The organism is Bacillus tequilensis, from assembly GCF_012225885.1.
Taxonomy (GTDB): Bacteria; Bacillota; Bacilli; order Bacillales; family Bacillaceae; genus Bacillus; species Bacillus tequilensis.
Map to the genome: position 1 here is coordinate 1,556,681 of NZ_CP048852.1, position 20,838 is coordinate 1,577,518.

The 20,838-nt window shown below is 45.4% G+C and carries 20 protein-coding genes; 19 read left to right on the forward strand and 1 reads right to left on the reverse strand.

Features of this window, described 5'->3' with window-relative positions:
* Position 1: 1 nt before the first annotated feature.
* The 7 genes from rlmN to spoVM all read left to right on the forward strand — a co-directional run bounded on the left by rlmN (position 2) and on the right by spoVM (position 6,243).
* Positions 2 to 1,093: a dual-specificity RNA methyltransferase RlmN gene (rlmN, locus tag G4P54_RS08255; RefSeq protein WP_167872334.1), complete on the forward strand. Its 1,092-nt coding sequence runs from the start codon at positions 2 to 4 to the stop codon at positions 1,091 to 1,093.
* A 6-nt stretch (positions 1,094 to 1,099) separates the two neighbouring features.
* Complete coding sequence (gene prpC / locus G4P54_RS08260) at positions 1,100 to 1,864, forward strand: protein-serine/threonine phosphatase PrpC (RefSeq protein ID WP_167872335.1); 765 nt, start codon at positions 1,100 to 1,102, stop codon at positions 1,862 to 1,864.
* Positions 1,858 to 3,807 carry a serine/threonine protein kinase PrkC gene (gene prkC, locus G4P54_RS08265; protein WP_167872336.1) on the forward strand — a complete coding sequence of 650 codons (1,950 nt, stop codon included), beginning with the start codon at positions 1,858 to 1,860 and terminating at the stop codon, positions 3,805 to 3,807. The genes prpC and prkC overlap by 7 nt, the downstream gene beginning before the upstream one ends.
* A 14-nt stretch (positions 3,808 to 3,821) precedes the next feature.
* Positions 3,822 to 4,718: a ribosome small subunit-dependent GTPase A gene (gene rsgA / locus G4P54_RS08270; protein ID WP_167872337.1), complete on the forward strand. Its 897-nt coding sequence runs from the start codon at positions 3,822 to 3,824 to the stop codon at positions 4,716 to 4,718.
* 4 nt (positions 4,719 to 4,722) lie between these two features.
* Entirely contained in the window at positions 4,723 to 5,376 is a 654-nt protein-coding gene (rpe, locus tag G4P54_RS08275) for a ribulose-phosphate 3-epimerase (protein ID WP_167872338.1), read from the forward strand.
* 71 nt (positions 5,377 to 5,447) lie between these two features.
* Positions 5,448 to 6,092, forward strand: a complete 645-nt coding sequence (locus G4P54_RS08280; protein ID WP_167872339.1) for a thiamine diphosphokinase — start codon at positions 5,448 to 5,450, stop codon at positions 6,090 to 6,092.
* Positions 6,093 to 6,162: 70 nt separating this feature from the next.
* Positions 6,163 to 6,243 carry a stage V sporulation protein SpoVM gene (spoVM, locus tag G4P54_RS08285; protein ID WP_003221545.1) on the forward strand — a complete coding sequence of 27 codons (81 nt, stop codon included), beginning with the start codon at positions 6,163 to 6,165 and terminating at the stop codon, positions 6,241 to 6,243.
* 71 nt (positions 6,244 to 6,314) lie between these two features.
* Here the strand turns inward: spoVM and rpmB are convergent, their stop codons facing one another.
* Entirely contained in the window at positions 6,315 to 6,503 is a 189-nt protein-coding gene (gene rpmB, locus G4P54_RS08290; RefSeq protein WP_003221548.1) for a 50S ribosomal protein L28, read from the reverse strand.
* Between the two features lie 278 nt (positions 6,504 to 6,781).
* Here rpmB and G4P54_RS08295 point away from each other — a divergent pair, with 278 nt between their 5' ends.
* The 12 genes from G4P54_RS08295 to smc all read left to right on the forward strand — a co-directional run bounded on the left by G4P54_RS08295 (position 6,782) and on the right by smc (position 20,836).
* On the forward strand, positions 6,782 to 7,144 hold the full coding sequence (locus tag G4P54_RS08295; protein WP_003238605.1) for an Asp23/Gls24 family envelope stress response protein: 363 nt from the start codon (positions 6,782 to 6,784) through the stop codon (positions 7,142 to 7,144).
* A 15-nt stretch (positions 7,145 to 7,159) separates the two neighbouring features.
* Positions 7,160 to 8,821 carry a DAK2 domain-containing protein gene (locus G4P54_RS08300; RefSeq protein WP_167872340.1) on the forward strand — a complete coding sequence of 554 codons (1,662 nt, stop codon included), beginning with the start codon at positions 7,160 to 7,162 and terminating at the stop codon, positions 8,819 to 8,821.
* 138 nt (positions 8,822 to 8,959) lie between these two features.
* The gene (sdaAB, locus tag G4P54_RS08305; protein WP_024716089.1) at positions 8,960 to 9,622 is read left to right on the forward strand and encodes an L-serine ammonia-lyase, iron-sulfur-dependent subunit beta; all 663 of its coding nucleotides are present in this window, start codon (positions 8,960 to 8,962) and stop codon (positions 9,620 to 9,622) included.
* A gap of 23 nt (positions 9,623 to 9,645) precedes the next feature.
* The gene (gene sdaAA / locus G4P54_RS08310; protein ID WP_167872341.1) at positions 9,646 to 10,548 is read left to right on the forward strand and encodes an L-serine ammonia-lyase, iron-sulfur-dependent, subunit alpha; all 903 of its coding nucleotides are present in this window, start codon (positions 9,646 to 9,648) and stop codon (positions 10,546 to 10,548) included.
* Positions 10,526 to 12,574 carry an ATP-dependent DNA helicase RecG gene (recG, locus tag G4P54_RS08315; RefSeq protein WP_167872342.1) on the forward strand — a complete coding sequence of 683 codons (2,049 nt, stop codon included), beginning with the start codon at positions 10,526 to 10,528 and terminating at the stop codon, positions 12,572 to 12,574. The genes sdaAA and recG overlap by 23 nt, the downstream gene beginning before the upstream one ends.
* Before the next feature lie 108 nt (positions 12,575 to 12,682).
* On the forward strand, positions 12,683 to 13,249 hold the full coding sequence (gene fapR, locus G4P54_RS08320) for a transcription factor FapR (RefSeq protein WP_003221561.1): 567 nt from the start codon (positions 12,683 to 12,685) through the stop codon (positions 13,247 to 13,249).
* A gap of 13 nt (positions 13,250 to 13,262) precedes the next feature.
* Entirely contained in the window at positions 13,263 to 14,264 is a 1,002-nt protein-coding gene (plsX, locus tag G4P54_RS08325; protein WP_024716086.1) for a phosphate acyltransferase PlsX, read from the forward strand.
* Between the two features lie 18 nt (positions 14,265 to 14,282).
* Positions 14,283 to 15,236, forward strand: a complete 954-nt coding sequence (fabD, locus tag G4P54_RS08330) for an ACP S-malonyltransferase (RefSeq protein WP_167872343.1) — start codon at positions 14,283 to 14,285, stop codon at positions 15,234 to 15,236.
* A complete protein-coding gene (fabG, locus tag G4P54_RS08335) occupies positions 15,229 to 15,969 on the forward strand; it encodes a 3-oxoacyl-[acyl-carrier-protein] reductase (RefSeq protein WP_024716084.1) in 741 nt (246 codons plus the stop codon). Before fabD ends, fabG begins: the two co-directional genes overlap by 8 nt.
* Before the next feature lie 83 nt (positions 15,970 to 16,052).
* A complete protein-coding gene (gene acpP, locus G4P54_RS08340; protein ID WP_003154310.1) occupies positions 16,053 to 16,286 on the forward strand; it encodes an acyl carrier protein in 234 nt (77 codons plus the stop codon).
* Positions 16,287 to 16,425: 139 nt separating this feature from the next.
* Complete coding sequence (gene rncS, locus G4P54_RS08345; RefSeq protein ID WP_024716083.1) at positions 16,426 to 17,190, forward strand: ribonuclease III; 765 nt, start codon at positions 16,426 to 16,428, stop codon at positions 17,188 to 17,190.
* Positions 17,191 to 17,275: 85 nt separating this feature from the next.
* Positions 17,276 to 20,836 carry a chromosome segregation protein SMC gene (gene smc / locus G4P54_RS08350; RefSeq protein ID WP_167872344.1) on the forward strand — a complete coding sequence of 1,187 codons (3,561 nt, stop codon included), beginning with the start codon at positions 17,276 to 17,278 and terminating at the stop codon, positions 20,834 to 20,836.
* Positions 20,837 to 20,838: the final 2 nt, after the last annotated feature.

Consider the following 20,838-nt stretch of genomic DNA (forward strand, 5'->3'; position numbering starts at 1 on the left):
AATGGCAGAACTTAAAAAAACAAAAGGAAGAAAAGAATTGCGGACAGAGCGTCCGTCTATTTATTCTTTTGAATTAGATGAAATCAAACAATGGCTGACAGACAACGGAGAGAAACCGTTCCGTGCGGCACAGATCTTTGAATGGCTATATGAAAAACGCGTATCTTCTTTTGAAGACATGACAAACCTGTCAAAAGATCTGCGTGAGAAATTAAGCGCTCATTTTGAGATGACAACGCTGAAAACGGCTGTTAAACAAACCTCTCAAGACGGTACGATGAAGTTTTTGTTCGAACTGCATGACGGTTATACAATCGAAACCGTTTTAATGAGACACGAGTATGGCAATTCTGTATGTGTAACGACACAAGTCGGCTGCCGTATTGGCTGTACGTTCTGCGCGTCAACGCTCGGAGGTTTAAAACGAAACCTTGAAGCGGGTGAAATTGTCGCTCAAGTACTCAAAGTTCAAAAAGCTCTGGATGAAACCGATGAACGCGTCAGCTCTGTCGTGATCATGGGGATCGGTGAACCTTTTGATAACTTTAATGAAATGCTCGCTTTCTTGAAAATCATTAACCATGACAAGGGCCTGAATATCGGCGCACGCCATATTACCGTTTCCACAAGCGGAATCATCCCGAAAATTTACGAATTCGCAGACCAGCAAATGCAGATTAACTTTGCGATTTCTCTGCACGCGCCGAATACAGAAATCAGAAGCCGTTTGATGCCGATTAACAGAGCGTACAAGCTGCCTGATTTAATGGAAGCTGTTAAATATTATATTGATAAAACGGGACGGCGGATCAGCTTTGAATATGGTCTGTTCGGGGGTGTGAACGATCAGGTTGAGCACGCTGAAGAGCTTGCCGACTTGCTGGAAGGAATCAAATGCCACGTGAACTTGATTCCGGTAAACTACGTGCCGGAGCGGGACTATGTGCGCACACCGCGTGACCAGATTTTTGCTTTTGAAAAAACGCTGAAATCCCGCGGAGTAAATGTCACAATCCGAAGAGAGCAAGGACATGACATTGACGCAGCCTGCGGTCAGCTTCGCGCGAAGGAGCGTCAAGACGAGACGAGGTGATGAGGGTTGTTAACAGCCTTAAAAACAGACACAGGAAAAATCCGCCAGCATAATGAAGATGATGCGGGGATATTTAAGGGGAAAGATGAATTTGTATTAGCGGTTGTCGCTGATGGCATGGGCGGCCATCTTGCTGGAGATGTTGCAAGCAAGATGGCTGTGAAAGCCATGGGGGAAAAATGGAATGAAGCAGAGGCGATTCCAGCTGCGCCCGCAGCATGTGAAAAATGGCTTATTGAACAGATTCTTGCGGTAAACAGCAAAATTTACGATCATGCCCAAGCCCACGAAGAATGCCAAGGCATGGGGACGACGATTGTATGTGCGCTTGTTACGGGGAAAACGGTTTCTGTTGCCCATATAGGTGACAGCAGGTGTTATTTGCTTCAAGACGATCATTTCATTCAGGTGACAGAAGATCACTCGCTTGTAAATGAACTGGTTCGCACTGGAGAGATTTCCAGAGAAGACGCCGAACATCATCCGCGAAAAAATGTGTTGACGAAGGCTCTTGGAACAGACCAGTCAGTCAGTATTGACACACGTTCATTTGACATCGAGCCCGGGGACAAATTGCTTCTGTGTTCTGACGGACTGACGAATAAAGTGGAAGGCACTGAGTTAAAAGACATCCTGCAAAGCAATACAGCTCCTCAGGAAAAAGTAAACCTGCTTGTGGACAAAGCCAATCAGAATGGCGGAGAAGACAACATTACAGCAGTTTTGCTTGAGCTTGCTTTACATGTTGAAGAGGGTGAAGATCAGTGCTAATCGGCAAGCGAATCAGCGGGCGTTACCAAATTCTCCGCGTCATAGGCGGCGGGGGAATGGCCAACGTGTATTTAGCTGAGGATATCATTCTAGACCGTGAAGTCGCAATCAAAATCCTCCGGTTTGACTATGTGAATGACAATGAGTTTATCAGGCGATTCCGCAGAGAAGCCCAATCCGCATCAAGCCTCGATCACCCGAATATCGTCAGTATTTACGATGTGGGCGAGGAAGATGATATTTATTATATTGTCATGGAATACGTTGAGGGCATGACGCTCAAAGAATACATAACAGCAAACGGGCCGCTTCACCCCAAAGAAGCGCTGAACATTATGGAACAAATTGTCTCAGCTATCGCTCATGCCCATCAAAATCAGATTGTTCACAGAGACATTAAGCCGCATAACATTTTGATTGACCACATGGGAAATATCAAAGTGACGGATTTCGGAATTGCGACGGCACTCAGTTCGACGACAATCACACACACCAATTCTGTGCTTGGCTCAGTCCATTATTTATCACCTGAACAGGCGCGGGGCGGTTTGGCAACAAAAAAATCGGATATATATGCGATTGGAATCGTTTTGTTTGAGCTCTTAACCGGCCGCATCCCGTTTGATGGAGAATCGGCAGTCAGCATCGCCTTAAAGCATCTTCAGGCGGAAACCCCTTCTGCGAAAAGGTGGAACCCCTCAGTGCCCCAAAGTGTTGAAAACATTATCCTAAAGGCAACTGCAAAGGATCCTTTTCATCGCTACGAAACGGCTGAAGACATGGAAGCAGACATACAAACAGCTTTTGACGCAGACAGACTCAATGAAAAGAGATTTACCATTCAAGAAGATGAAGAAATGACAAAAGCCATTCCTATCATCAAAGATGAGGAGCTCGCAAAAGCTGCTGCTGGCGGAAAAGAAGCTGAAAAGACTTCCGGCCAAGAGAATCAAACAAAGAAAAACGGCAAAAGAAAAAAGTGGCCATGGGTTTTGCTCACGATATGCATCATTTTCATCACGGCTGGAATTCTTGCTGTCACTGTTTTTCCGTCGCTTTTTATGCCTAAAGATGTCAAAATACCTGATGTTTCCGGGATGGAATACGAAAAGGCGGCAGACCTCTTGGAAAAAGACGGTTTGCAGGTTGATTCCGAGGTGTTGGAAATCTCGGATGAGAAAATTGCCGAGGGCTTGATCGTAAAATCGGATCCTAAAGCGGAATCCACTGTCAAAGAAGGGGCAACGGTTACGCTTTATAAGAGCACCGGAAAAGCCAAAACGGAGATCAATGATGTGACAGGCCAAACGATCGATCGGGCAAAAAAAGCATTAAAGGATCAGGGGTTTAAACATGTGACGGTGGACGAAGTAAATGACCAGAAAAGTGCGGGCACTGTCATTGACCAGAATCCGTCGGCAGGGACTGAACTTGTGCCGAGTGATGATCAAGTCAAGCTCACCGTCAGTATCGGGCCCGAAGACATTACGCTTAGAGACTTAAAAACCTACAGTAAAGAAGCAGCGTCTGGATATCTGGAAGACAACGGACTGAAGCTGATAGAAAAAGAGGCGTACTCAGATGATGTTCCAGAAGGACAGGTTGTCAAACAAAAGCCGGCAGCAGGCACGGCAGTAAAACCGGGAAACGAAGTTGAAGTGACATTCTCTCTCGGACCTGAGAAAAAGCCTGCGAAAACAGTGAAAGAAAAGGTTGAAATCCCCTACGAACCAGAAAATGAAGGGGATGAGCTTGAAGTGCAAATCGCGGTTGACGATGCGGATCACAGCATTTCTGACACTTACGAAGAATTTAAGATAAAAGAACCGACTGAACGGACGATCGAACTAAAGATTGAATCCGGCCAAAAAGGGTACTATCAAGTAATGGTAAACAATAAGGTCGTCAGCTACAAAACCATTGAGTATCCGAAAGATGAATAACAAGGAGGGAAAATATGCCTGAGGGCAAAATTATTAAGGCGCTAAGCGGCTTTTACTATGTACTGGATGAATCTGGAGATTCAGATCAAGTTATACAATGCAGAGGAAGAGGCATTTTCAGAAAGAACAAAATTACCCCTCTTGTCGGTGATTATGTTGTGTATCAGGCTGAAAATGACAAAGAAGGATATCTGTTAGAAATTAAAGCGCGCACCAATGAGCTTATCAGGCCGCCAATTTGCAACGTAGATCAAGCGGTCCTTGTTTTCTCTGCGGTTCAGCCTTCTTTCAGCACGGCATTGCTCGACCGCTTTCTCGTTCTCGTTGAGGCCAATGATATTCAGCCGATCATATGCATTACAAAAATGGATTTGATTGAAGATCAAGATACACAAGATGCCATTCAAGCCTATGCAGAAGACTATCGGAATATAGGTTATGACGTGTATCTCACTTCTTCTAAGGACCAAGACAGTTTAGCGGACATCATCCCCCATTTTCAAGACAAAACTACCGTATTTGCCGGTCAATCGGGGGTTGGAAAATCCTCGCTTCTCAACGCGATCAGTCCTGAGCTCGGTTTAAGAACAAACGCAATTTCGGAGCATTTGGGCCGCGGGAAACACACAACCCGCCACGTGGAACTGATTCACACGTCCGGAGGCTTGGTTGCGGATACGCCGGGATTCAGCTCGCTAGAATTTACAGACATTGAGGAAGAAGAGCTGGGATATACCTTCCCTGATATCAGAGAAAAAAGTTCTTCGTGCAAATTTAGAGGCTGTCTGCATTTAAAAGAGCCGAAATGTGCGGTGAAACAAGCTGTTGAAGACGGGGAATTAAAGCAGTACCGCTATGACCATTATGTTGAATTTATGACGGAGATTAAAGACAGAAAGCCGAGGTATTAGCATAATGATAAAGGTTGCACCATCTATTCTTTCCGCTGATTTTGCCGCTTTAGGCAATGAGATTAAAGATGTAGAAAAGGGCGGAGCCGATTGTATTCATATTGATGTCATGGACGGCCATTTTGTCCCGAATATTACGATTGGCCCGCTGATTGTAGAGGCAGTTCGCCCGGTGACTGATCTGCCGCTTGATGTTCATTTAATGATAGAAGAGCCTGATCGTTATATCCCTGCTTTCGCGAAAGCAGGCGCGGATATCCTGTCTGTTCATGCCGAGGCATGCCCGCACCTGCACCGGACCATCCAGCTTATGAAAGAACAAGGCGTGAAGGCCGGTGTTGTTCTAAACCCGCATACGCCTGTTCAAGTCATCGAGCACGTTTTCGACGATCTTGATCTTGTTCTTTTAATGACGGTGAACCCGGGATTTGGCGGGCAGAAATTTATTCATTCAGTCCTTCCTAAAATAAAAGAGGTTAAGCGAATGGCGGATGAAAGAGGAAAAACAGGTCTGTTAATTGAGGTAGACGGCGGCGTCAACAAAGAAACCGCTCCGCTGGTCATTGAAGCGGGTGCAAATTTACTCGTTGCCGGTTCAGCAGTTTATGGCCAGCCAGACCGCCAAAAAGCGATCGCTGAGATCAAAGGAAGTAAATAAAATGCTGAAAAAGAGAGCTGGGCGTACAGAGCCTAAGCTCTTTTTCCTGTATGCAGAGAAAGGAATCGGAGATGAAAACAATCAATATTGTTGCGGGAGGCCCTAAAGATCTCATTCCCGATCTAACCCCATATAGGGCTGAGCACATTCTTTGGATCGGTGTTGACAAAGGCACCGTCACTCTTTTAGATGCCGGGATCATTCCTCATGAAGCCTTTGGGGATTTTGACAGCATAACAGAGCAAGAACGCCGACGAATTGAAAAAGCCGCTCCCGCACTCCATGTGTTTCAAGCAGAAAAAGACCAAACTGATTTAGATCTCGCCCTTGATTGGGCGCTGGAAAAGCAGCCGGATGTCATTCAGATCTTCGGCACTACAGGCGGCAGAGCGGATCATTTTTTAGGAAACATTCAGCTGCTGTATAGAGGCATACAAACCAATATAAAAATTAGGCTGATAGACAAACAAAATCATATTCAATTGTTCCCTCCCGGTGAATATGATATTGAGAAGGATGAAAACAAGCGATATATCTCCTTCATACCGTTTTCCGAAGACATACATGAGCTGACCCTGACCGGTTTTAAATATCCGCTAAATAAGTGTCATATTACACTCGGTTCAACACTATGTATTAGTAACGAACTCATTCATTCACGAGGTACTTTTTCGTTTGCAAAAGGCATAATAATAATGATAAGAAGCACGGATTAGCATGTGCTTTCATTCATTTGGTGAGATCAATGAACAGGCGGTTACGGGACGTTATAGGAGGGGACAAATAATGAAATTTTACACCATTAAATTGCCGAAGTTTTTAGGAGGAATCGTCCGGGCGATGCTGGGCTCATTTAGAAAAGATTAATGCCCAGGGGTTCAAAGCCCTCTTTCACCACATAAAAACGCCTGCCACATATGAGGCAGGCGTTCATTTTGTTATACACGCTCAACTTTACCGGATTTCAAAGCTCGAGCAGATACATATACTTTTTTAGGTTTTCCGTTCACAAGGATACGAACCTTTTGAAGATTCGCGCCCCAAGTGCGCTTAGAAGCGTTCATTGCGTGAGAACGGTTATTCCCAGCTGTTGTTTTTTTACCTGTGATAACGCATTTACGTGCCATTTGTTTCCCTCCTCACTTGCACAAAACATCTACTTTTTAACATTCATATGATCTTAGATGCTTTCGATATGGATACTTTAAATAATTTACCACAGCTAAAAAACGTTTGCAACTATTGTTTCATCATCTTTCAAGAAAATTCACTTGACATCTTGCAGAAACAGCGGCGCTATAGTATATGTAGAGGGACGGGCAGCAATTGCCGGGTCTTTTCTTTTCAGAATGGAAACCATATAGTAGAATAGCTGTAACTCTATGCATTCGAAGGAGGAACTAGTGTGTCCATTGAATTAAGAACGAAGTACGGACAGATTGATATATCTAATGAAGTCATTGCGATGGTTGCAGGGGGCGCGGCGATTGACTGTTACGGCATTGTCGGCATGGCCTCTAAAAACCAGATTAAAGACGGACTGACTGAAATCCTTCGGAAAGAGAATTTCAGCAGGGGTGTCCAAGTTCGCCAAGAAGGAGAACAAATACATATCGACATGTACATCATTGTCAGCTATGGCACGAAAATTTCTGAAGTGGCACATAATGTCCAAACGAAAGTAAAGTACACAGTAAATCAAACGATCGGACTGGCCGTGGACTCTGTTAATATTTATGTCCAAGGCGTACGTGTGACGAACCCGTAGTTAGGAGGAGTAGGATTGTCTATCAGAACATTAGACGGCAGAACCTTTGCCGAGATGATTCTTGCGGGAGCGCAGAATCTGTCTCAAAACGCGAGTGCGGTTGATGCGCTGAACGTGTTTCCGGTGCCGGACGGCGATACGGGAACAAATATGAACCTGTCAATGACTTCCGGAGCAAGAGAAGTGGATCAAATGGATACGGATGATATCGGTAAGGTGGGCTCCGCGTTATCTAAAGGATTGCTCATGGGAGCACGCGGAAATTCAGGAGTGATCCTGTCCCAATTGTTCCGAGGCTTCAGTAAAAGCATTGAAACGAAAAAAGAAATTAATGCGCCGGAGTTTGCCGCAGCGCTGCAAGCAGGCGTTGATATGGCGTATAAAGCTGTCATGAAACCTGTAGAGGGCACCATTTTAACAGTTGCAAAAGATGCTTCGAAAAAAGCGGTGGCCCTGGCGGAAAAAGAAACCGATATCACAGCGCTGATGGCTGCGGTGACAGAAGAAGCAGAGGCTTCTTTAAACCGGACGCCTGATTTGCTTCCTGTCCTGAAGGAAGTAGGAGTCGTCGATAGCGGCGGCAAAGGCCTGCTTTGTGTGTATGAAGGTTTTCTTGCTTCATTAAAAGGTGAAGCCGTGCCTCAGAAAGCTGTTCTTCCGTCGCTTGATGACATGGTCAGCGCAGAGCATCATAAGAGCGCGCAAAGCATGATGCATACCGAAGATATTGAATTTGGTTTTTGTACCGAAGTGATGGTGAGGCTCGATCAGACAAAACGAGAATTCGACGAAGGCACATTCAGGCAAGACCTCAGCCAGTACGGTGATTCTCTGTTAGTCATTGCGGATGAATCGCTGGCGAAGGTTCATATTCATGCGGAAGAACCGGGAAACGTCTTAAACTATGCCCAGCAGTACGGTGAATTGATCAAAATTAAAATAGATAATATGAGGGAACAGCATACCTCCATTATCAGCCAAGAAAGCAAGCCTGCTGGCAACGAAAAAACGCCGGCAAAACAGCCGTATGGCATTGTGACTGTGGCGATGGGTGAAGGCATTTCTGACTTGTTCAAAAGCATCGGCGCTTCTGTGGTGATCGAAGGCGGGCAGACGATGAACCCGAGTACTGAGGATATCGTCGAGGCTGTGAAGTCTGTAAATGCAGAAACGGTGTTTATCTTACCGAATAATTCCAACATTATTATGGCGGCTAATCAAGCGGCCAGCGTAATCGATGAACAGGTTTTGGTCATTCCGGCCAAAACGGTTCCGCAAGGGATGTCAGCCCTGCTGGCATTTAATCCGGACCAAGAAGCTGAAGCCAACGAAGCTAATATGCAGAGCGCCATTCAGCAAGTGAAAAGCGGGCAGGTAACGTATTCAGTCAGAGATACTCATATTGACGGCAAAGATATTAAAAAAGGCGACTTTATGGGAATTTTGAACGGAACGATTATCGGCACTGCTGAAGATCAGCTGTCAGCCGCGAAAATGCTGCTGTCAGAAATGATCGGAGAAGACGACGAAATTGTCACTATCCTCTATGGAGAGGATGCGTCTCAGGAAGAAGCTGAGGAGCTTGAAGCGTTTCTCAGTGGGAAGTACGAGGAGATTGAGATTGAGATCCACAACGGCAAACAGCCGCTGTATTCGTATATCATTTCTGCAGAATAGAAGGGCAATTTGCCCTTCTATTCTTATGTCTGCTTTTAAGTGCAGCAGCGCTGTGACGTGCCCGCTTGCCATTTTATATCTGATCAATTAGTCTAGAAGCAAAGCGCTCATAAGCTCTGGTTCATAAGGAGGAATAACATGAAATACAGAAGCGTTTTTGATATTATCGGCCCGGTTATGATCGGTCCGTCCAGCTCGCATACCGCGGGAGCAGCGAGAATCGGGAGAGTGGCCAGAAGTTTATTCGGCAGGGAGCCAAAGCGCATCGTGGTCTCCTTTTACGGCTCTTTTGCGGAAACGTATAAGGGTCATGGCACAGACGTCGCGATTATCGGCGGATTGCTTGATTTTGATACATTCGACGAGCGGATTAAAACCGCTATACAAATTGCAGAAGATAAAGGAATTGCTATAGAGTTTCGAGTTGAAGACGCAGTCCCAGTCCACCCGAATACAGCCAAAATCACCATTTTTGATGAAAAGGGAGAGCTTGAGCTGACGGGTATTTCGATTGGCGGAGGAAAGATTGAAATCACAGAATTAAATGGTTTTGAACTCCGGCTGTCAGGAAATCACCCGGCCATATTAGTTGTTCATAATGACAAGTTCGGCACAATTGCCGGTGTTGCCAATGTTCTGGCGAAATTTTCAATCAACGTAGGCCATATGGAAGTAGCCCGGAAAGATATCGGCCAGCTTGCGCTAATGACAATAGAGGTCGATCAAAATATTGACGACCATGTTCTCGACGAGCTGTCGAAGCTGCCGAATATTATTCAAGTGACAAAGATTGCTGACTAGCGAAAGGTCAGGAGGAGCCAGTTATGTTTCGTAATGTAAAAGAATTAATTGAGATTACTAAAGAAAAGCAAGTATCCATCTCAGAGATCATGATCGCGCAGGAGATGGACGTAACAGAAAAAACAAAAGAAGAGATTTTTCAGCAGATGGATCACAATCTGACCGTTATGGAAGCGGCGGTTCAGAAGGGACTCGATGGAGTGACGAGCCAAACGGGTTTAACAGGCGGGGATGCCGTTAAAATGCAGGCCTATATTCGGTCAGGTAAAAGCCTGTCTGGCCCGCTGATTTTAGATGCGGTATCAAAAGCTGTTGCCACAAATGAAGTAAATGCAGCGATGGGAACCATCTGTGCGACACCGACTGCGGGTTCCGCCGGTGTTGTGCCTGGCACGTTATTTGCTGTAAAAGAAAAGCTGAACCCGACAAGAGAACAAATGATCCGCTTTTTGTTTACAGCCGGTGCTTTCGGATTTGTCGTGGCCAATAATGCAAGTATTTCCGGCGCCGCCGGGGGATGCCAGGCAGAGGTTGGATCAGCCTCAGGTATGGCTGCTGCGGCGATTGTTGAAATGGCGGGCGGAACACCTGAGCAAAGCGCGGAGGCCATGGCCATCACACTGAAAAATATGCTCGGCCTTGTGTGCGATCCCGTTGCTGGGCTTGTTGAAGTGCCTTGCGTGAAACGGAATGCGATGGGTGCGTCAAATGCAATGATTGCTGCTGATATGGCATTGGCGGGCATCACAAGCCGCATTCCATGTGATGAGGTTATCGATGCCATGTATAAAATTGGCCAAACGATGCCAACTGCTCTTAGAGAAACAGGCCAGGGCGGTTTAGCAGCAACACCGACTGGAAGAGAATTAGAGAAAAAAATATTCGGAGGAGCGCTAGGTTCACGTGAAACAACATCAGCAAATTAGTATAGCCAACATGAAGGGTATTGGGCCGGAAACAGAAAAAACATTGAATGAACTCGGTATTTATGACATTTCTGATCTTCTGAATTATTTCCCTTATCGCTATGATGACTATGAGCTGAGGGATTTAGAAGAAGTAGCGCATGATGAAAGAGTGACAGTCGAAGGGAAGGTTCATTCAGAGCCTTCTCTTACCTATTACGGAAAAAAACGAAACAGGCTGACATTTCGGGTTCTTGTCGGCAACTATTTAATCACAGCCGTATGTTTCAACAGGCCTTATTTGAAGAAAAAGCTTTCGCTGGGCTCTGTCGTGACGGTCTCCGGTAAATGGGACAAACATCGCCAAACCATCTCTGTTCAGGAGTTGAAAAACGGACCCCATCAAGAGGATAAAAGCATTGAACCAGTGTATTCTGTGAAAGAAAATGTTACCGTCAAAATGATGAGACGTTTTATTCAGCAGGCGCTGACTCAATATGCAGACACTCTTTCAGATCCTCTTCCGGAAAAGCTAAGAACAAGCTATAAGCTGCCGGACTATCAACAGGCGCTAACAGCCATGCACCAGCCAGAAACAAGAGAAGCGTTAAAGCTTGCCAGACGACGGTTTGTTTACGAAGAATTTCTGTTGTTTCAGTTGAAAATGCAGGCGTTCCGAAAGGCGGAAAGAGAGCAGACTCAAGGGATACGGCAGCATTTTTCAAACGACGAACTCATGAGATTTGTCAAAAGCCTCCCGTTTCCCCTCACAAACGCCCAGACGCGTGTGCTTCGCGAAATCACAGCAGATATGTCTTCTCCATACAGAATGAACCGTCTTCTTCAAGGGGACGTCGGATCAGGAAAAACGGCAGTCGCAGCCATTGCGCTGTATGCCGCGATCCTGTCCGGATACCAGGGGGCGCTCATGGTGCCGACAGAAATTCTGGCCGAACAGCATGCAGATTCGCTTGTTTCACTATTTGAAAAGTGGGATGTCAGCGTCGCTCTTTTGACAAGCTCTGTCAAAGGGAAGCGGCGAAAAGAACTGCTGGAGCGTCTTGCTGCGGGAGAGATTGATATTCTTGTAGGAACTCACGCTTTAATCCAGGACGAGGTGGAGTTTAAGGCGCTGAGCCTTGTCATTACAGATGAGCAGCATCGATTTGGAGTTGAGCAGCGCAAAAAGCTTCGGAACAAGGGACAGGACCCCGATGTTCTCTTTATGACAGCTACCCCAATCCCAAGAACGTTAGCTATTACAGTGTTCGGGGAAATGGATGTATCTGTCATTGATGAAATGCCGGCGGGACGAAAGCAAATCGAAACCTATTGGGTGAAGCATGACATGCTGGACCGTATTTTGGCATTTGTCGAAAAAGAATTAAAGCAGGGCAGACAGGCTTATATCATTTGCCCGCTGATTGAAGAATCGGACAAGCTTGATGTACAAAACGCCATTGACGTGTACAATATGCTTTCTGATATTTTCCGCGGGAAATGGAATGTCGGCCTTATGCACGGAAAGCTGCATTCCGATGAAAAAGATCAGGTCATGAGAGAATTCAGCGCAAATCACTGTCAAATCCTCGTATCAACCACTGTTGTTGAGGTCGGCGTAAACGTTCCGAATGCAACCATTATGGTGATTTATGACGCTGATCGTTTCGGTCTGTCCCAGCTTCACCAGCTTCGCGGCCGTGTCGGACGGGGCGAGCACCAATCTTTCTGCATACTGATGGCTGATCCTAAATCAGAAACAGGTAAAGAACGGATGAGAATCATGTCCGAGACCAATGACGGTTTTGAGTTGTCTGAAAAGGACTTGGAACTGAGAGGCCCGGGGGATTTCTTCGGAAAAAAACAAAGCGGAATGCCTGAATTTAAGGTGGCGGATATGGTTCATGATTACAGAGCGCTTGAAACGGCAAGACAGGATGCTGCAAATCTAGTGGCTTCTGACGCATTCTGGAAGGAGCCGGAATATAGTGCGCTGAGAGAGGAATTGCTGAAGAGCGGAATAATGGACGGGGAAAAATTAAGCTGAGCAACAGAAGTTTTTGGTATCCAGCCAGAAACAATCGTTGCATTCCAATCTATGAAATTATATACTACTATTAGTACCTAGTCTTAATTGTCCGGACGGTGTTTAGATATGAGAAGAAATAAGCGAGAACGCCAGGAATTACTTCAGCAGACGATTCAAGCAACCCCCTTTATTACAGATGAAGAATTAGCGGGTAAATTTGGGGTGAGCATCCAGACAATACGTTTGGACCGCTTAGAGCTTTCCATACCGGAGCTGAGAGAAAGAATTAAGAATGTGGCAGAAAAAACGCTTGAAGATGAAGTGAAATCTCTGTCACTGGACGAAGTTATCGGAGAAATTATTGACCTTGAGCTGGATGATCAGGCGATATCCATTTTAGAAATAAAACAGGAGCATGTGTTCAGCCGGAATCAGATTGCACGAGGACACCATTTATTTGCGCAGGCAAATTCTTTGGCTGTTGCAGTCATTGATGACGAGCTGGCGCTGACTGCAAGTGCAGACATCCGTTTTACAAGACAGGTAAAGCAGGGTGAACGTGTCGTAGCGAAAGCGAAAGTGACGGCAGTCGAAAAAGAAAAAGGAAGAACGGTTGTCGAAGTGAACAGCTACGTTGGCGAAGAAATTGTTTTTTCTGGACATTTTGACATGTACCGTTCAAAACATTCATAAAGGTGGAGCATGCATGAGAATAGCTGTAGATGCAATGGGAGGAGACCACGCTCCCAAAGCTGTTATTGACGGAGTTATCAAGGGTATAGAGGCATTTGAGGATCTCCATATCACACTTGTCGGTGACAAAACAACGATAGAATCACATTTAACAACAACATCAGACCGCATCACGGTGCTGCACGCGGATGAAGTGATTGAGCCTACGGATGAACCAGTCCGCGCCGTGCGGAGAAAAAAGAATTCATCTATGGTCCTTATGGCGCAGGAAGTTGCAGAAAACAGAGCCGACGCCTGCATTTCAGCAGGAAATACCGGCGCATTAATGACAGCCGGTCTGTTTATTGTCGGGAGAATTAAAGGAATTGACCGGCCGGCGCTTGCACCGACACTTCCGACCGTTTCGGGAGACGGGTTTCTTCTCCTTGATGTCGGCGCCAATGTCGATGCCAAACCGGAGCACCTTGTTCAATACGCCATTATGGGCTCTGTTTATTCTCAGCAAGTGCGCGGTGTCAATTCACCGAGAGTCGGGCTTTTAAATGTCGGAACAGAAGATAAAAAAGGAAACGAACTGACGAAACAGACGTTTCAAATGCTGAAAGAAACAGCAAACATCAATTTTATCGGTAATGTGGAAGCGCGAGACCTTTTAGATGATGTGGCGGATGTTGTCGTAACGGACGGCTTTACCGGGAATGTTACACTCAAAACGCTGGAAGGTTCTGCGTTATCTATTTTTAAAATGATGAGAGAGGTCATGACGTCTACTTTCACATCGAAGCTTGCAGCAGCTGTGCTAAAGCCAAAGTTGAAAGAAATGAAAATGAAAATGGAGTATTCGAATTATGGCGGAGCAAGTCTTTTTGGCTTAAAAGCGCCTGTGATCAAGGCGCACGGCTCTTCAGATTCTAATGCTGTGTTTCATGCGATTCGACAAGCAAGAGAGATGGTCAGCCAAAATGTGGCTGAACTCATTCAGAAAGAAGTTAAAGAAGAAAATACAGATGAGTAGTCTGGAGGTTTTTACATCATGAGTAAGATTGCGTTTTTATTCCCGGGACAGGGATCACAATTTATCGGCATGGGAAAAGAGCTTTATGAACAGGTGCCTGCTGCAAAGCGTCTGTTTGATGAGGCGGATGAAACATTGGAAACAAAACTCAGTTCTTTGATTTTTGAAGGTGATGCTGAAGAATTAACACTTACATACAATGCCCAGCCTGCTTTGCTGACGACAAGCATTGCTGTTCTAGAGAAATTTAAAGAATCAGGCATTACACCTGATTTCACAGCGGGGCACAGCCTTGGTGAATACTCTGCGCTGGTTGCGTCTGGCGCACTGTCTTTCAAAGATGCTGTTTATACCGTCAGAAAACGCGGAGAATTTATGAATGAAGCGGTGCCGGCTGGTGAAGGAGCTATGGCTGCGATTCTAGGCATGGATGCTGAAGCATTAAAGCAAGTAACTGATAAAGTTACGGAAGAAGGCCATCTAGTTCAGCTTGCGAATCTCAACTGTCCCGGACAAATCGTCATTTCCGGAACAGCTAAAGGGGTGGAGCTTGCGTCTGAACAGGCGAAAGAGAACGGTGCAAAACGAGCGATTCCGCTCCACGTAAGCGGTCCGTTCCATTCTGAACTGATGAAGCCTGCTGCTGAAAAGCTGAAGGAAGTACTTGACTCCTGTGACGTAAAGGATGCTGGCGTTCCGGTTATCTCAAATGTTTCTGCTGATGTTATGACTGATAAAGCAGATATCAAAGAGAAACTCATTGAGCAGCTCTACTCTCCGGTGCGTTTCGAGGAAAGCATTAACAAGCTGATTGCAGAGGGTGTGACGACTTTTATTGAAATCGGTCCCGGAAAAGTGCTTTCAGGCCTTGTGAAAAAAGTGAACAGACGATTAAAAACAATTGCTGTATCAGATCCAGAAACGATCGAGCTGGCAATTCAAACGCTCAAGGAGGAGAATGAAAATGCTTAATGACAAAACAGCTATTGTCACTGGCGCATCCCGCGGAATTGGCCGTTCAATCGCCCTTGACCTTGCAAAAAGCGGCGCAAATGTCGTCGTGAACTACTCCGGCAATGAGGCGAAAGCAAATGAAGTCGTTGATGAAATCAAATCAATGGGCAGAAAAGCAATTGCTGTCAAAGCGGATGTATCAAATGCCGAAGATGTACAAAACATGATAAAAGAAACACTGTCTGTTTTTTCTACAATTGACATTCTAGTAAATAATGCCGGAATTACAAGAGACAATCTCATCATGAGAATGAAAGAAGATGAATGGGATGATGTCATTAACATTAACCTAAAGGGTGTTTTCAACTGCACAAAAGCCGTTACAAGACAAATGATGAAACAGCGTTCAGGCCGGATTATTAACGTATCGTCTATCGTCGGCGTCAGCGGAAACCCTGGACAAGCCAACTACGTGGCTGCAAAAGCCGGCGTGATCGGTTTAACAAAATCTTCTGCTAAAGAGCTCGCAAGCCGCAATATTACGGTGAATGCGGTTGCGCCTGGATTTATCTCAACTGATATGACAGATAAGCTTGCAAAAGATGTTCAAGACGAAATGCTGAAACAAATTCCGCTCGCGCGATTTGGCGAACCAGGTGACATCAGCAGCGTTGTCACGTTCCTTGCTTCTGAGGGGGCCCGTTACATGACAGGCCAAACGCTTCATATCGACGGCGGAATGGTGATGTAAGTTTTTTCTCAAAAATTTCATCATAGTTTCTCTAGTTTTTTAAAAACGAATCCACTATAATACTTGAGGGGAGGTGAATTGCTATGGCAGATACATTAGAGCGTGTAACGAAAATCATCGTAGATCGCCTTGGCGTTGATGAAGCAGACGTCAAACTTGAAGCTTCTTTCAAGGAAGACTTAGGTGCTGATTCCCTAGATGTAGTTGAGCTTGTTATGGAACTTGAAGACGAGTTTGATATGGAGATTTCTGACGAAGATGCTGAAAAGATTGCTACAGTCGGCGACGCTGTGAACTACATACAAAACCAGCAATAAGCTGATGCTAAAAGTCCCGCCGAAACGCGGGGCTTTAGCCCTTTATTCGTGCAGTTATTACAGCATGCCGCTTTTACGCGCGCTGTATCCGGTTTAGTCAGAGAAGCGCGGTGAACCTGATGTGCCTATGGAGGTTACTATGTCAAAACACTCACATTATAATGATAAAAAAAAGTTCTATAAAAAAGTAGAACAGTTTAGAGAGTTTCAAGAACGGATTTCGGTTCACTTTCAAAATGAAAAGCTTTTGTATCAAGCATTTACACATTCATCTTATGTGAATGAGCATCGGAAAAAGCCGTATGAAGATAATGAAAGGCTTGAATTTTTAGGTGACGCTGTTTTGGAACTGACGATCTCCAGATTCTTATTTGCCAAATACCCGGCTATGAGTGAAGGAGATTTGACGAAGCTGAGAGCCGCGATTGTATGCGAGCCATCTCTCGTTTCATTAGCTCACGAACTGTCATTCGGCGACCTTGTCCTGTTGGGTAAAGGTGAGGAAATGACAGGCGGAAGAAAGCGTCCTGCACTATTAGCGGATGTTTTTGAGGCATTTATCGGAGCTTTGTATCTTGACCAGGGATTAGAGCCGGTCGAAAGCTTCTTAAAAGTCTATGTGTTCCCTAAAATTAACGATGGTGCTTTTTCTCATGTGATGGATTTTAAAAGCCAGCTGCAGGAATACGTGCAGCGGGATGGCAAAGGCTCTTTGGAGTATAAAATCTCCAACGAAAAAGGGCCTGCGCATAACCGTGAATTTGAAGCCGTCGTATCGCTAAAAGGTGAACCACTTGGAGTCGGAAACGGCCGTTCCAAGAAAGAAGCCGAACAGCACGCTGCTCAGGAAGCTTTAGCTAAATTGCAAAAACACTATACGAGCCAACAAAATCCCCCTGAGTGATAAGGGGGATTTCAATATGTATGCCGTCTTATTTCACCCATGTTTATGATAGAATTGAAATACTTATTACATAAGGAGGATCGCTATGTTCCTCAAACGTTTAGACGTTATAGGATTTAAATCATTTGCAGAACGGATTTCCGTCGACTTCGTTAAAGGAGTGACAGCTGTTGTCGGCCCGAACGGAAGCGGAAAAAGCAACATCACTGATGCCATTCGCTGGGTTCTTGGCGAACAATCGGCCCGGTCTCTTCGCGGCGGAAAAATGGAAGACATCATTTTTGCGGGCAGTGATTCAAGAAAACGATTAAACCTAGCTGAAGTTACGCTTACGCTTGATAATGATGATCATTTCTTGCCGATTGACTTCCATGAGGTCAGTGTCACAAGGCGTGTGTACAGATCAGGCGAGAGTGAGTTTCTGATTAACAATCAGCCGTGCCGCTTAAAGGACATTATTGATTTATTTATGGACTCTGGACTGGGGAAAGAAGCCTTTTCTATTATCAGCCAAGGGAAAGTGGAAGAGATCCTGAGCAGCAAAGCGGAGGATCGCCGCAGTATCTTTGAAGAAGCGGCTGGGGTGCTTAAATATAAAACGAGAAAGAAAAAAGCAGAAAATAAATTGTTTGAGACACAGGACAATTTAAACCGGGTAGAGGATATATTACATGAGCTTGAAGGACAGGTTGAACCGCTTAAAATTCAAGCTTCAATCGCAAAAGACTATCTGGAGAAAAAGAAAGAGCTTGAGCATGTTGAAATTGCGCTGACTGCCCATGATATCGAAGAACTGCATGGCAAATGGTCGACGCTTAAAGAGAAAGTGCAGCTCGCAAAAGAAGAAGAAGTCGCTGAATCGTCTGCGATTTCTGCGAAAGAAGCGAAGATCGAGGATACACGAGACAAAATCCAAGCGCTTGATGAATCAGTAGACGAGCTCCAGCAAGTCTTATTAGTAACAAGTGAAGAGCTGGAAAAGCTTGAAGGCCGTAAAGAAGTCTTGAAAGAACGAAAGAAAAACGCTGTGCAAAACCGAGAACAGCTTGAAGAAGCCATCGTTCAGTACCAGCAAAAAGAAACGGTGCTGAAGGAAGAGCTTGCGAAGCAGGAAGCTGTTTTCGAAACGCTTCAGGCAGAGGTGAAACAGCTAAGAGCTCAAGTAAAAGAAAGACAGCAGGCTCTCAGTCTTCACAATGAAAATGTCGAAGAGAAAATCGAGCAGCTGAAAAGTGATTACTTTGAGCTGTTAAACAGCCAGGCTTCGATACGCAATGAGCTCCAGCTGCTGGATGACCAGATGTCCCAATCCGCTGTCACATTGCAGAGGCTTGCGGACAACAATGAAAAGCATCTTCAGGAGCGGCGCGATATTTCTGAACGGAAAGCCGCGTGTGAAACGGAATTTGCCCGAATTGAGCAGGAAATTCACAGCCAAGTCGGCGCATATCGTGACATGCAGACAAAATATGAGCAGAAAAAGCGTCAATACGAAAAAAATGAATCTGCTCTGTATCAGGCATACCAATACGTTCAGCAAGCGAGATCGAAAAAGGACATGCTTGAGACAATGCAGGGCGATTTCTCCGGCTTTTATCAAGGTGTAAAAGAAGTGCTGAAAGCGAAAGAGCGGCTCGGCGGAATTCGCGGAGCGGTCCTTGAGCTGATCTCAACAGAACAGAAGTATGAAACGGCCATTGAAATAGCACTTGGCGCTTCTGCCCAGCATGTCGTGACCGACGATGAACAGTCTGCCCGCAAAGCGATTCAATATTTAAAACAGAATTCCTTCGGCCGGGCGACGTTTCTGCCTCTTTCTGTTATCAGAGATCGCCAGCTTCAAAGCCGCGATGCAGAAACAGCAGCGAAGCACTCTTCATTTCTAGGGGTTGCCAGTGAACTAGTCACATTTGATCCTGCGTATCGCCGCATCATCCAGAACCTCCTGGGAACCGTGCTGATCACAGAGGATTTAAAGGGTGCAAACGAGCTTGCGAAGCTTCTCGGGCACCGCTACCGCATCGTAACCCTTGAGGGAGATGTTGTGAATCCGGGCGGTTCAATGACGGGCGGCGCGGTTAAAAAGAAAAACAACTCGCTGCTTGGAAGAAGCAGGGAGCTTGAAGATGTGACGAAGCGGCTCACTGAAATGGAAGAGAAAACAGCACTGCTTGAACAAGAAGTTAAAACCCTTAAGCAATCCATTCAGGACATGGAGAAAAAACTGGCTGACTTAAGAGAAACCGGGGAAGGCTTAAGAGTAAAGCAGCAGGATGTAAAAGGCCAGCTGTACGAACTTCAAGTTGCCGAGAAAAATATCAACACCCATTTAGAGCTCTATGATCAAGAAAAATCCGCTCTGTCAGAAAGCGATGAAGAGAAGAAAGCGCGCAAACGCAAGCTGGAAGAAGAGCTTTCTGCCGTATCAGAAAAGATGAAACAGCTTGAAGAGGATATTGACAGACTGACCAAACAAAAACAAACACAATCCTCAACAAAAGAGTCTCTCTCCAACGAGCTGACTGAGCTGAAGATTACAGCGGCCAAAAAAGAACAGGCATGCAAGGGGGAAGAAGACAACCTTGCCCGAGTAAAGAAAGAGCTCGCAGAAACAGAGATTGCGTTACGAGAAGCGAAAGAAGATTTAAGCTTCTTAACGTCAGAGATGTCATCAAGCACAAGCGGTGAAGAAAAACTGGAAGAAGCCGCAAAGCATAAATTGAATGATAAAACGAAGACAATCGAACTGATTGCGTTAAGACGCGATCAGCGCATCAAGCTTCAGCATGGACTTGATACGTATGAGCGTGAGCTGAAAGAAATGAAACGACTGTATAAACAAAAAACAACGCTCTTAAAAGATGAAGAAGTCAAACTCGGCCGGATGGAAGTTGAGCTTGATAATTTACTTCAGTACTTGCGGGAGGAATACAGTCTGTCCTTTGAGGGCGCAAAAGAGAAATATCAGCTTGAAACTGATCCAGAGGAAGCCAGAAAGCGCGTGAAGCTGATTAAACTCGCAATTGAAGAGCTGGGCACCGTAAACATCGGAAGCATAGATGAGTTTGAGCGGGTCAACGAGCGGTATAAGTTTCTGTCAGAACAGAAAGAAGATTTGACTGAAGCGAAAAATACTTTGTTCCAAGTGATTGAAGAAATGGATGAAGAAATGACGAAACGCTTTAACGACACTTTTGTCCAAATCCGCTCACACTTTGATCAAGTATTCCGTTCCTTATTCGGAGGAGGGCGAGCTGAATTGAGGCTCACCGACCCTAATGATCTGCTTCATTCGGGAGTCGAAATTATCGCGCAGCCGCCGGGGAAAAAACTGCAAAACTTAACCCTTCTGTCAGGCGGAGAGCGTGCGCTCACAGCTATAGCGCTCTTATTCTCAATCTTAAAGGTTCGGCCAGTGCCGTTTTGCGTCCTTGACGAAGTAGAGGCTGCCCTTGACGAAGCGAATGTGTTCCGATTTGCACAGTATTTAAAAAAATACAGCAGCGATACCCAGTTTATTGTGATTACTCACAGAAAAGGCACGATGGAAGAAGCGGATGTGCTGTACGGTGTAACAATGCAGGAATCCGGAGTTTCCAAGGTAATCTCAGTTAAGCTGGAAGAAACAAAAGAATTCGTTCAGTAACG